We start from the raw sequence: 12644 nt of genomic DNA on the forward strand, positions 1-12644 counted from the left end.
CGTTCGCTAGTGCCCCCATGGTTAGGCCGTTACGAGTTCCTCCTATGTATGAAATGTCTCAATTTTGGCATCTCGTGAGAAGCTGACTCATATTCGATTCACTCTACTGCCATGGCGATCGAGCTGCAAAAGCGAATCCTTGGGCGAGACGCCCACGCGTGAGGAGAATCCATATGCAAGAATTATCATGGTTTTAGGTATATCCTTAACTAAATCACTCGCCTTTTTTTGTCCTGTGCCTACCTCCTCTTTTTTTTACGAACAGTCTCATTGGTTTTAGTTCGGCTAATGAGAATCATGTTATCGTGTATCGACGATCATTTGCGAGATTCTCCTTTCCGACGCGACAAACCTATCCAATCAATATATGAGGTGCGATCGAACTCACTCTATGATTTATTTTTCCAAATGACCAGTGAAAGCAATTACATCAATTCTCATTTGGAACGATCAACAATCGCTAATCTTAGACAAAAAATCAGGATATTGAGCTCTATCCATCGACCGATTTATTAAATAAATCCTTAATATCCTGCACGAGAGTTAACGAAAAATATGGTGGACTTTGAAGATTATTTGAAAATGGTCATTGAACTTGCATCCAAAAAAGGGGCATCTTATGCGGAAGCAAGGTTCCAAGAAGACACTTTTGAATCTAATCTTCTGAAAAACGGTGCACCAGAAGTGACATCCTTCGACACGAAGAGAGGAATTTCGATTCGCGTCATCGTTGATGGTGCCATGGGCTTTGGTGCGACGAACAGGATGAATAAGAAAGATGTCAGAAATCTCGTGATAAAAGTGGTCTCATCCGCCAAAGAAGCCTCAAGAATGCGAAAATCAAAGATTCAATTCGAAGAGGCAACTATAGGAAAAGAAAAATTCGAAATCAGACCGAGAATCAAGTTTGAATCAGTTTCAACGGAATCGAGGATCGAGCTTCTAAAGGAAGCGGATGCTGCTGCAATTGAAGCCGCGCGACAAATCGGCGTAGCTCTACCTGGCAGGTATATTTCATTGGACACCGCAATCACTACAAAGATCATTATGACATCGGATGGAGCAGATATTCGCAGCTACATTCCCCGAGTCTCGATCGATTCGATGCTGACAGCTTTTGACCCGCAGAAAGGTTATGCACAGAGAACCATTTCTCTTGGTGAATCATCTGGCTGGGAAGCGGTCGAACGCTGGAATTTACCAGTTAGACTGAAAAATGAATCGATTAATCTCGGACAAACGCTGTTACACGCCGAGTCTTTTGAAAGCGGACGGTATGATGTTGTTCTCGGCCCTGAGGTTGTAGGCATCGTTAGCCACGAATCTGCGGGTCATCCAGCGGAAGCTGATAGAATTTTGGGAAGAGAAGCGGCGCAAGCGGGTGAAACCTATCTTAACAAGGAGTCAGTTGGCGTCAAGATCGGTTCGGAGGTCGTCAACGTTGTTGATGATCCAACAATACCACACTCTTTTGGATATTATCTCTATGATGACGAAGGCGTTAAAGCGAGAAGAAGGTATCTGATAAAAAATGGCAGAATTCACGAATTCTTGCATAATAGGGAGACGGCTTATGAATTTGGAACGGCCAGCAATGCTTCTTCACGCTCCGTTTCATACGACAGAGAACCGATCGTGCGCATGTCAAATACATTCGTTGAACCTGGCGACTACTCGTTCGAAGAATTGATCGAAGAAATCGCGAATGGGATATATATCAAGAATTTTATGGAATGGAACATCGACGATCGCCGTTACAATCAGAAATATGTTGGCCTGGAAGCTTATAAAATTGAAAACGGTACCCTGGCAAAGAGGGTCAGAAATCCAGTCATCGAAATTACAACACCTGGCTTGTGGTCGGCGGTTGATGCGGTCGGAAAAGATCTCGAATTTTCTGCCGCGACCTGTGGGAAAGGCGATCCGATGCAAGGGATTCCTGTTTGGACAGGTGGACCTCATGTCAGACTGCGAGGCATCTACGTGGGGGGATCAGCGTGAAAGATGAAGATATCTGCCAATTCGTGCTCGACCTATGTCGAAACGAGGGGGCCACCGACGTTGTGGTTATGGTGATAGAGAATGAAGAAAAGATGATCCGTTTCTCAAACAACCAGATTACGGTTGTAAAGAATCTAGATGAGACTTCTGCAAGCATTTTTGTCCAGATAAAAGAGAGAAAAGTGGGAATAAATGTTTATGATCTTTCAAAGACGAAATTAAAAGCGGCAGTAAAGAAAGCCGTTGAGACTGCGGTCAAAAGCCAGCCTGGTGATGTTTATGCGCCGCTTCCCAAAGGTCCATTCAAGTACGATGATCGATTGATGAACCAGGGGAAGATATCACTCGATACGGAAGAACTCGTGGGTAACGTACAAGAGGCAATCGATGCGGCATTAAGGGAAGGTGGCAAGAGAATTGCTGGCTCTCTTATCGGAAGGAACGCACATGTCACGATCATGACAAGTGGTGACGTGTTCGCGAGAGCGAATAAATCGACTCTTGAACTCTCTGTTAGGGCTTTTGTAAACGAGCATGCCTCTGGACATTCACTGTCAATCGCGGCAAAACCGGAGGATTTCAACCCAAAATCAGCAGGTGCTGAAGCAGGAACATTGGCCAAGCTATCGATGAATCCTATACAAGGCAATCCCGGGGAATTCACCGCGATTCTTGGCCCCTTGGTTTTCGCGGATCTCGCAAGCCAAGTTGGAAGATTCGCATCCGCATTCTATGTAGATGCAGGCATATCGTTTCTCGGCGATAAGATTGATAGTATAGTCGCATCAGAAATTGTCAGCATATCCGATGATCCGTCTGCCGCTGGAACCTATGGCGCATTTCCGTTTGATGCAGAAGGGTTGCCAACTAGACGAACGCCAATCGTAGAAAGAGGTATCCTTAAGAATTACCTGCATAATAGTACGACAGCCAAAAAATTTAATACTGAGAGCACGGCCAATGCGGGTTTAATCGTACCTCATCCCTTCAACTTGATCGTTGAACCAGGTAACTCAAGCATTGAAAAAATGATCAATTCGATCGATACCGGTCTCTACTTGACAAATGATTGGTACCTAAGGTATCAAAATTATAAAACTGGAGACTTCTCGACAATTCCCAGAGATGCCATGTTTCTAATCAGAAAAGGAGAGATCGATAAAGCCGTAAGAGAATTGAGAATCAGTGATAATATTTTGCGAATTCTCAAAAATGTGCGAGAACTGTCGCGCGAAAGAAAATGGGTTAAATGGTGGGAGGTCGACGTGCCGACTCTTACGCCAGCCGCGCTCGTCGAATCAGTCCGTTTTACAAAATCGACCGATTAATTTTTCAATTAGAATCAAAAAAAAGTGATACAAGATAACTCGCAGCCAGAGTCCCGATGATCGAATCGAAGAATCTCACGGGAATTGTGGAAACGTATCTCTTGAGATCTTACACCTAACCGATGATGCACCAGAAATGCTCTACTGATACCTCAGAAAAATAAGCACGATACCTGATGACCTCAAGAAATGAAATTCAAATCATAGATTGTCTGAATGCACTTGAACAAAAAGCCAGTTGTATGTTAGATCATCTGGATCAATCATGAGGATTCATTTGATAGTCAAGCAAGAGGGACAAGCTACCGCTCCTGAATCCCTCCAAATCCATGGCTACAAAAGCAAATCCAAGTTCTTTGAGTCTCCTTACCAACTCAAGTCTTCTTTTGACAATGATTTCCATGTCATCTGGTTCAACCTCAATCCGTGCTGTTAGATCATGATGTCTCACGCGCACCTGTCTGGCCCCCAAATCCCTGATAAAAGTTTCTGCGTCATCAATCATCCTGAGTTTTTCGAGTGTGATTCTCTCGTTAAAGGGGATTCTCGTTACGAGGCATGCATTTGATGGCTTATCAGCAGTGGCCAATCCCATTTCTCGTGAGATCGCTCTTATCTCCTCTTTTGTCAATCCAACTTCGGCCAATGGACTCCTGACACCGATTTCCTTCGCTGCCTTCAGCCCCCATTTGTGAGATACTAAATCATCCGCATTGTTTCCATCGATCACCGTTGAGAACCCCTCTTCTTGAGCTATTCTCTTGATGACTTCGAAAAGATTGCGTTTACAGATGTAGCAACGATCAACAGGATTTGAAACGAATTGAGGATCATTAAGCGGATCGACATTAATCAGCTTCAGTCTTACTCTAAATTCCTCTGCTATTTTAACGACACTGCTCCTGTCGCATGAGGGGGTGAGCGGTGAGATGTTCGTAATCGCCAGCACACGATCACCCAGGACCTCCGATGCAACCTTTAGGAGAAATGTGCTATCGACCCCACCTGAAAAAGCGACCGCGACACTTCCGAATCTCTCAAGCGTCTCTTTTAATAATTTGAGCTTTGCTTCTTTGTTTGTCACGATAGTTAAAAAACATTAATGAAATATGAACGTTGTTAATGACCAATCAGTCAATAGATTGAATTCTTTGTGGATCTTTCGAATCGATCAGCATGAGATGTTTTCAATGGAAAAGAAAAAGAAGATGATCGGGAATAATGACAACTGATGAAAATTCGTGAAATACTGGCACAATTCAAGAAAGGAGAAATCAGCATCGAAGAGGCAGAGAGATTACTCAAATTGGATTTTCTTGAACGAATTGGCGATCATACGATCTTCGATCATGCTCGCGAAGCGCGTCGCGGTATTCCAGAGATCATCTTAGGCGAAAGTAAACCTCCCGAGATTGTGTCGGAGATTATTCGCAAGGTGATGGAAAACAAAAGGATCATCATCGTCTCGAGGGCGTCCAGAGCACACTTTGATGCGGTCGTCGATGCAATAGGATCAGAAGGAGTCAGATGGGAAGAAAGAGCAAAAATGATCGTAATTAATCGAAACGGGTTCTGCGCAAGGGAAGGGTTGATAGGAATACTCGCCGCAGGAACGTCCGATATTTCTGTCGCCGAGGAAGCTCGGATCGTAGCTGAGACGATGGGATGCCATGTCATGACTGCATATGATGTTGGGATTGCCGCTTTTCATCGTTTTGTTGATCCATTGGAATCGATGTTGAAAAATGGCTGTGATGCGATTGTCGTCGTCGCAGGAATGGAAGGAGCCCTTGCGTCTGTCGTTTCAAGTCTCAGCGATGTTCCTGTAATCGGTGTTCCTACATCAGTGGGCTATGGGATGGGAGGAAGAGGCGAGGCCGCACTTCTTTCAATGCTGCAGACATGTTCTCCTGGATTGGTGGTCGTCAATATCGACAACGGAGTTGGAGCTGGTGCTACTGCCGCTCTGATCAGCCTCCGGTCAAGACGTTTAAGGAGCGAAAGATCAGTTCGATAATATTAAATTGAAATTAGAATGCCGATTGTCAATTGATCGGATGAAATCTCGCAAAGCCGCACAGACAAGGGGACATGATTTAGCATGTTTAGCTGGTCCTTGAGAAAGGAAAAATTCAGAATTCGAGAGATGAAATCGCAGGATATCGAAAAGGCGAGAGAGATTGCACAAGATGCATGGTCCGATATGGCAACAAGAGATGTGGGACGAAAAGTCATCTATCCAATGAGATCCGAGAAGATCATCGAAGCTTACATCTGGAAGGAACCACATGGATGTTTTGTTGCCGAAGTTTGTGGAGGAATTGTCGGCGCAGCCTATTCGCATGCATGGGGTGGAATGGGATGGATAGGTCCGCTTGAAGTCTTACCGGAATTTCAGAATCGCGGGATAGGGCGCGCCTTGCTCTCGGAATGTGAGAACTTTCTGAGAAGGTCTGGCTGCGAGGTTATAGGTGTTGAAACGATGTCACATATTCCGAAGAATCTTCACTTCTATTTATCCCAAGGATATCGCCCAGATGCTTTGACCCTCATCGCCGAAAAACCCATTGTTGAAAAGCAACCACTGAACTTGGGAGAAGATTGTGAAATTGAAGAGGTCAGAAACGATCCAATGAGTATTAAAGAAGCGGTCAGGACGATTGGATCGAAAATATTTGCTGGCCTTGACCCGTTTAAGGATATCGACATGATCGTCGAAAAGAAATTGGGCTCGGTTTTTGTATGGCGCATGAAACGACAGATCCTGGGCTTCGCTTTGCTCCACACGTATTTGAAAGAGGAAGAGGGCGACTACGCATCAATTAGACTTGTTCTTATTGATCCAGACTATTCTGAATCTGAGAGAGCCTTCGATGCGCTTCTCAGAGCATGTGAAAACGAATCATTTATATCTGGTAAGAAGAGGGTTTTTGCGAGATTTCCTGTACTCAATAACATAATTTACAAGAAAATGGCAATGAATGGTTATGCGATTAAAGGGGCGAATATCAGAATGTTCAAGGGTCATTCTTTCAGTCAGAGAGGTGATTATTTCATTCTTTCACTCGCTGGCTGAGTCGATAATTAAACAATTTTCACAGACCTCGTCGCAAGAGTAAAATAAGTCGGATGTGAGTTAAATAGTGAGTATTCATGATTGGGCAGAAACTAATTATGCCGAGTCTATTCGAAGATCCAGTTTTTTCCATCGGGAAAAAATCATCAGGGTCCCTCTGCGTCTTGTGCAAAGGATCAAAATTGCTCTGCGGGAAAGAGCGATGCCCATTGATGCTCAAATTCTACTCGCACGCAAAAACCAGGAGACTCATCGATGGCCTCGATTTATTTGGTGATTCACCACCAGGCGTATTTGTCGGTCGACATGGATATCCAAAAGTGGACATTGGTCCCCTCGTCCCTCCGCTGTTCGGTGATACATCTGTCATGGATACTCCTGAGCTATGGGTTGGAAAAACGATTGACGAGATTGTTGATTTTCGATTTTCCCTTGTGAGGGGGAAATATAAAATCGATGTTACAAATACGAGTTCACCTGCAAGAATCGTTGATCAAACAAGGGAGCTTGCTCTTGCGATCAATCCAATCGGTGTGGAAGCTAAATTCGAAAAACCACCATCGGGTAAAATCGTGCTGGATGATGAGGTTCAGCCGTTCGGACCATCTGGAAAGCTGAAGAAACTCAGCATTGAAAATCCAAAATTCGATCAGAAGATTGAAAAGGCATTCTATGATACGGATTTGAGCGCTGTGGAGGCAGTAGTTGGTCTATATCAGCAAGGGGTTATGATATCTCGAATACAAAAGGCATTTAGCGTCGGGGCTTTTGGAATTGGAAGGAATAGAAAGTTTGTTCCAACCCGCTGGAGCATCACTGCTGTTGATGACTTAATAGGAAGAGCTCTTCTCGAAAAAACAAGAACCTACCCATTGATTGACGAATTCAGAATTTATGATTGGGAACAGCTCGACAATCGCTGGATCGTACTGCTACTTCCTACCACTTGGAAATACGAATTAATTGAAGCATGGTATCCAAATACCGCATGGAATCCCTCCGGAAAGCAGATTGAGATCATCAGTGATCACGAATTTTACAACGGGAGGAAAGAATACGCACAAATCGGCGGTTGCTATTATGCAGCGCGTCTTGCTGTCAATGAACTACTCGAGAAGGAAAGGAGACAAGCTGGAGCTGTAATATTTAGAGAAGCTCATCCGGGTTACATCATGCCTGTTGGTGTCTGGAATGTGAGGGAGAACGTTAGAATGGCTCTGAAACAGCAACCATTTAGATTCAGCACACTTAACGATGCTCTCAGATATGTTGCTTCTCGAATGGACATTCCGATCGACGTCTGGATGAGACACAGCGTAATTCTCAGAGACACGCTGCATCAGCGGAGAATCGAAGAATATGTATGACCTTTATTCGTTCGAAAATGGAAATCCGAATCGTGAGGTCAAATCTCTCGTAATAAGGGAGAGAGTATGCAAATCATCTCTTGTTCCATCGAAACTCCCTGGCTTGAATTATGCGCTAAATCCCTACAGAGGATGTGCGCATGGCTGCCTTTATTGTTACGGACCATCTGTGCTTAAAGTCAGAAGGGAATCATGGTCAGCTAAAATTGAAGTCAAAATCAATTTACCAGACATTCTAGAACGAGAAGTTATCAATAAGACCGGCGTTGTCGGAATTGGAACTGTGACTGATCCATATCAACCAATTGAACGCAGATACTGCATTACAAAGAAAAGTCTCGAGATCATTTCACGTTCGAATTTGAGAGCGAGTATACTCACCAAATCTGATCTTATTATTAGAGACGCAGATTTTATTGCCGGGATGGGCGGCGCCGAGGCGGGGATCACGATTACAACACTCAATGATGATTTTGCAGGTCAATTCGAACCGCATGCTCCTCCCCCATCCAAAAGAATTGAAACCTTGAAAAAACTCTCAGATGTGGGGATCGATACTTATGCGATGGTAGGACCGATATTACCTATCGTCACAGAAGATCAATTGGATACTCTCATCTCGGAGATTGCGTCGACAGGCACTAAACGTATTATGATTGACAAATTGCGGTTGAGGCCCGATATGACGAAAACACTCATTTCATGTGAAGTAATGAACGACCCTCGTTTTCGAGAGGAATTCTTCAATAAGATGCATTCAGATTCTTTTTATCAAAGGATTCAAGGAGAAATTTTCAAACTATGCAAGAAATATCAAATAAGTTTTGAAAAAGCATTCTAGAGAGGGACTTTGATTGATTCTTGACATATGTGAGTTAAATATGGCGATGAATCAACATTGATAAAAAACATGCTGGGTCAACTACCCTGTGCTGAGTCTAAAGCCCTCGCACTCTGTTTGACATAATCCCAGAAAATCATCTGCCAATGCAATACTTCATATAGAAGTACCAAAATACCGCCGCACAGGAGGCTACATAATGGCATATTCTATAGGGCAGGGTCAACCGATTATCGTACTTCGAGAAGGTACGGAAAGAAGTCGGAACCGTGAAGCACAGTCAAATAATATTGCTGCCGCGCGCGCCGTTGCCGATTCAGTTCGGTCGACCCTGGGGCCGAAAGGCATGGATAAAATGCTCGTTGACTCGATGGGCGATATCGTCGTCACCAACGATGGTGTGACGATTCTGAAGGAAATGGACGTCCAGCATCCAGCTGCGAAAATGGTCGTTGAGGTTGCGAAAACGCAGGATTCGGAGTGTGGGGATGGCACAACAACCTCAGTCATCCTCGCTGGTGAACTGTTGAAAAAGGCAGAAGCACTCCTCGATCAGAAAGTTCATCCAACGATCGTCGTCAACGGATATAGGATGGCTGCCGCAGAGGCTGTGAAGACACTAGAGAAGATTGCAATCGATGTAAAAGCCGATAATGAAGATCTACTCAAAAAGATTGCAAGCACCGCAATGATGGGAAAGAGCGTTGGTGGCCAAAAGGAAAAACTCGCTCAATTGGCCGTTCAGGCCGTCAAATCGGTTGCCGAAAATCGTGATGGAAAGACCGTTGTCGATATTGATAACATCAAGGTCGCTAAGAAAGTCGGTGGTTCGATTGCCGACACCGAATTGATCAGGGGAATCGTCATCGATAAAGAACGCGTTCACCCACGGATGCCAAAATCCGTTAAGAATCCGAAGATCGCGTTGCTAAGCGCAGCTCTGGAGATCAAGAAGACTGAGGTCGAAGCAAAAATCCAGATCAGCGATCCCACATCGATGCAAAAATTCCTTGACGAAGAAGAGGCAACGCTGAAGAAAATGGTCGAGAAGATCAAAGCATCAGGTGCGAACGTGGTTTTCTGCCAGAAAGGAATCGACGATCTCGTTCAGCACTATCTTGCCAAAGCGGAAATCTACGCAGTTCGAAGAGTCAAAGAGTCTGATATGGACAAACTCGCGAAGGCAACCGGTGGGAATATTGTCGGCAACCTTGATCAACTGGAGGTCTCTGATCTTGGAACAGCTGAACTTGTTGAGCAGAGAAAGGTCGGCGAAGAGGACATGACTTTCATCACTGGCTGTAAGAATCCAAAGTCTGTCTCGATCATCATTCGCGGCGGTACGGAACATGTTATCGATGAAGTAGAAAGATCCTTGCACGATGCGCTTCGTGTTGTCGGGGTGACACTCGAAGATGGAAAAGCTGTCGCCGGTGGTGGCGCTCCTGAAATCGAAGTTGCATTGCATCTTGCCAATTACGCTTCCTCCGTTGGAGGGCGAGAGCAGTTGGCTATTGAAGCTTTCGCTGGAGCCCTAGAAGTCATTCCTTGGGTGCTAGCGGAAAACGCTGGTCACGATGCAATTGATGTTGTTCTCAAGCTCAAGAGTGTGCACAAGAGCAACAAAAAAGGAGCGCAGTACTACGGCGTCGATTTGAACAGCACTGAACCTGTGAACATGCTCGATCAAAACGTCATTGAGCCACTAAGGGTCAAGACACAGGCGATTAAATCGTCGGCTGAAGTTGCAGGCATGATCTTGAGGATCGATGACGTCATCGCGGCAAAGAGGACTACGCCATCCGAGGCAGGACCGGGAGGCCAATACGGAGAAATGCCGGGTGGACCGATGGGCCCAGGGATGATGTGAGGGAATAATTCTCACATTTTTTTATTTCTTTTTCTTGATCTTTGTTTTTTTTCAACAAATCCGAAAGATTCTAATACAAACCAAAATGATTCAATCAATTAAAACTGGGAGGAGCTTCATGAAACAATGGTTTGTGCCTATTTCAATTCTTATGGCTCTTGCCTGCGTTCTTTCCATGTCAGTACCCTCGGTCGTTTCTGCGCAAGCCGAAGCACCGGAATGGAAAGAAGGAGATAGGTGGGCAATCGGGTCGAACTTCGATCTCGCTCCGAACTTGCAAGAGACTCAATCGGAGCTCGAAGAGTTTCTAGAGAAGGCTAATGTGACGCTGACGAGATTTGATTTAGAAGGCAATGGAGGTTCATGGATTCTAGGGGAAGTGACTGATGTCACCGACACCGAATACGAAGTTACAACAAAAGCCGGCGTCAAAATAGCGGCAGAACTGCATATCACTGTTGAGGGGGCCATGCCATCGGCCGGTACTTACAATGTTGGCAATCCATTGATCTGGCTCATGTCTGGTATGCCTGGTGTACCTAAGCAACAAAAAGAAATCAGTATTGATCTAGACGAGGATTTTGCCATTTTTGCTAGCGGAAAGTTAATTCTTGAAAAGGAAACACTGGCGATCAGGAGCATCGATTGGCAAATGAAAAGCAGTTCCACCATTGACTTCGAGGCCAAGAACATTCCTTCTCTGGAGACACAGGGCAGCAACATCACCATCACCTACACCGATTATGATATCTCACTACGCTTTGACCTAAATGTGAATATCAATGTTGCATTCGAACCATATCTCGATATCTACCAGTTCCCATTCGATGTAGGTGATAGCTGGTTGGTTGACTCAAATGCAACAGTTTCTGGAACAGTAAGCGGGTTCCTCGATATCAAAGGCCTGCCGGATAACGTTGAAGAAGAGATCTTTTCCGATGAATTCGTAGAGGCAACAGGTATCACAGATTTCCCAATAGAATTTGATAAGATCACAATTCACGATGAAAACGTCAATATTCATGACGGAATCATTGAGACCTTTGAAGTCCCGATCCATGCAGAGCTACACTGTATCGAAAAAAGAAGCATCCAGTTAGGCGATCTTGGAACGATTGAAGTATATGTCATTCAGATTGACGATAGTCACGAAAGGATTTATTATTCCAATGAAACCAAATTCCTCACCAAGGCAACTACAGACCTCGGGTTTATCGAGCTTCCATCAGAAATTCCTTACGATCCATTCCAGGGGACAGAAGTTGAAATAACTCTTGCTGATCCTGATGTTGCCGAGTCGCAACTTGAGCAAATTGCTAGTTACCAGGCCTCGATTTCTGAAGAAGCGATTGGTGGGGGAAATGCAGGCGGCTTGTCTAACTGGGTCACGCTTCTTGTGATTGCGATAGTGATAGCAGTCGTTATCATCGTTATCATTCTTGCATTCACTCACAAGAAGAAACGCTAAGCAGGCATCTTAAAATCTTTCTTTTTCCACCATAATAATTTTTTTTAAGAGTTTGGAAGAGATTCGCTCACAATTCTTATGTTTTACACAAGGAAATCTTCTGCTGCCCTTATGAAATGAAGGAATTGAATTTTGTTTAGCTAGTATCGTTATTTGCAATACAATTTTCGCTTAGTGATTAATTTACGATTTCGATTCTTCCTCTCTTTCCGCGCATAATGTCGATTCCAAAATCCGTGAACTTGACGAAGCAATTAATCAATCTCAACTTTGTACCCACTTTCATCTGAATTCTTTCTGGTAGCTCAACATCCTCATCCCATAGCACGAGACGAGCTCCACCAGTTCCGTCTTCAATCTCAATATTTCTTACTCTACCAGATGTGCCATCTAATTTTTTAAATTCCCTTATTCCAAAGATTCTGGTGACAATTGCTTCAACTGACACTTCTTCACGATCTTTCAGATTGGAAATACATTTCATATTCGTGATTAAGAGCCCTTCTTCATCGAGAATCAATTTTCGAAGGGCATCGTCATCTAACAAATTACCAAACTCGTGTCTTAGAATTGCAATTCTGGCATTGAGTTCTTCTTCATTCAACGATCGTAGGAATTGTTCAATGATTATTTAACGAGGTCTCTTGCGTTCGTTTAAATTATTAAATCTAGTAACGAAATAAATTAAAAAAT

At 44.1% G+C, this 12644-nt stretch carries 10 protein-coding genes; 8 read left to right on the forward strand and 2 right to left on the reverse strand.

Features of this window, described 5'->3' with window-relative positions; all coding sequences use genetic code 11:
• The first annotated feature begins 555 nt into the window (after nucleotides 1-555).
• Nucleotides 556-2001, forward strand: a complete 1446-nt coding sequence (locus H5T41_02065) for a TldD/PmbA family protein (GenBank protein MBC7107568.1) — start codon at nucleotides 556-558, stop codon at nucleotides 1999-2001.
• Nucleotides 1998-3329, forward strand: a complete 1332-nt coding sequence (locus H5T41_02070; protein MBC7107569.1) for a TldD/PmbA family protein — start codon at nucleotides 1998-2000, stop codon at nucleotides 3327-3329. Before H5T41_02065 ends, H5T41_02070 begins: the two co-directional genes overlap by 4 nt.
• A gap of 259 nt (nucleotides 3330-3588) precedes the next feature.
• Here H5T41_02070 and larE read toward each other — a convergent pair whose 3' ends face one another.
• Nucleotides 3589-4413, reverse strand: a complete 825-nt coding sequence (gene larE, locus H5T41_02075; GenBank protein MBC7107570.1) for an ATP-dependent sacrificial sulfur transferase LarE — start codon at nucleotides 4411-4413, stop codon at nucleotides 3589-3591.
• A 147-nt stretch (nucleotides 4414-4560) separates the two neighbouring features.
• Between larE and larB the strand changes: the two genes are divergently transcribed.
• The 6 genes from larB (at nucleotide 4561) to H5T41_02105 (ending at nucleotide 11951) form a co-directional block, all read left to right on the forward strand.
• Nucleotides 4561-5346 carry a nickel pincer cofactor biosynthesis protein LarB gene (gene larB, locus H5T41_02080; protein ID MBC7107571.1) on the forward strand — a complete coding sequence of 262 codons (786 nt, stop codon included), beginning with the start codon at nucleotides 4561-4563 and terminating at the stop codon, nucleotides 5344-5346.
• A gap of 84 nt (nucleotides 5347-5430) precedes the next feature.
• On the forward strand, nucleotides 5431-6405 hold the full coding sequence (locus H5T41_02085; protein MBC7107572.1) for a GNAT family N-acetyltransferase: 975 nt from the start codon (nucleotides 5431-5433) through the stop codon (nucleotides 6403-6405).
• Between the two features lie 98 nt (nucleotides 6406-6503).
• Nucleotides 6504-7772 carry a hypothetical protein gene (locus H5T41_02090; GenBank protein ID MBC7107573.1) on the forward strand — a complete coding sequence of 423 codons (1269 nt, stop codon included), beginning with the start codon at nucleotides 6504-6506 and terminating at the stop codon, nucleotides 7770-7772.
• The gene (locus tag H5T41_02095; GenBank protein ID MBC7107574.1) at nucleotides 7765-8613 is read left to right on the forward strand and encodes a radical SAM protein; all 849 of its coding nucleotides are present in this window, start codon (nucleotides 7765-7767) and stop codon (nucleotides 8611-8613) included. The genes H5T41_02090 and H5T41_02095 overlap by 8 nt, the downstream gene beginning before the upstream one ends.
• A gap of 199 nt (nucleotides 8614-8812) precedes the next feature.
• Nucleotides 8813-10483 (forward strand): TCP-1/cpn60 chaperonin family protein, encoded by a 1671-nt coding sequence (locus tag H5T41_02100; protein MBC7107575.1) that lies wholly within the window; start codon nucleotides 8813-8815, stop codon nucleotides 10481-10483.
• A 118-nt stretch (nucleotides 10484-10601) separates the two neighbouring features.
• The gene (locus H5T41_02105; protein ID MBC7107576.1) at nucleotides 10602-11951 is read left to right on the forward strand and encodes a hypothetical protein; all 1350 of its coding nucleotides are present in this window, start codon (nucleotides 10602-10604) and stop codon (nucleotides 11949-11951) included.
• 178 nt (nucleotides 11952-12129) lie between these two features.
• Here the strand turns inward: H5T41_02105 and H5T41_02110 are convergent, their stop codons facing one another.
• A complete protein-coding gene (locus H5T41_02110) occupies nucleotides 12130-12555 on the reverse strand; it encodes a hypothetical protein (GenBank protein ID MBC7107577.1) in 426 nt (141 codons plus the stop codon).
• Between the last annotated feature and the right edge of the window lie 89 nt (nucleotides 12556-12644).

The sequence above is a fragment of the Methanomassiliicoccales archaeon genome, from assembly GCA_014361295.1.
Lineage (GTDB): Archaea > Thermoplasmatota > Thermoplasmata > Methanomassiliicoccales > JACIVX01 > JACIVX01.

Coding starts and splice junctions, on each gene's coding strand:
- H5T41_02065 (MBC7107568.1), top strand. CDS start 556: ATGGTGGACTTTGAAGATTATTTGAAAATGGTCATTGAACTTGCATCC.
- larB (MBC7107571.1), top strand. CDS start 4,561: ATGAAAATTCGTGAAATACTGGCACAATTCAAGAAAGGAGAAATCAGC.
- H5T41_02085 (MBC7107572.1), top strand. CDS start 5,431: ATGTTTAGCTGGTCCTTGAGAAAGGAAAAATTCAGAATTCGAGAGATG.
- H5T41_02090 (MBC7107573.1), top strand. CDS start 6,504: ATGCCGAGTCTATTCGAAGATCCAGTTTTTTCCATCGGGAAAAAATCA.
- H5T41_02095 (MBC7107574.1), top strand. CDS start 7,765: ATGTATGACCTTTATTCGTTCGAAAATGGAAATCCGAATCGTGAGGTC.
- H5T41_02100 (MBC7107575.1), top strand. CDS start 8,813: ATGGCATATTCTATAGGGCAGGGTCAACCGATTATCGTACTTCGAGAA.
- H5T41_02105 (MBC7107576.1), top strand. CDS start 10,602: ATGAAACAATGGTTTGTGCCTATTTCAATTCTTATGGCTCTTGCCTGC.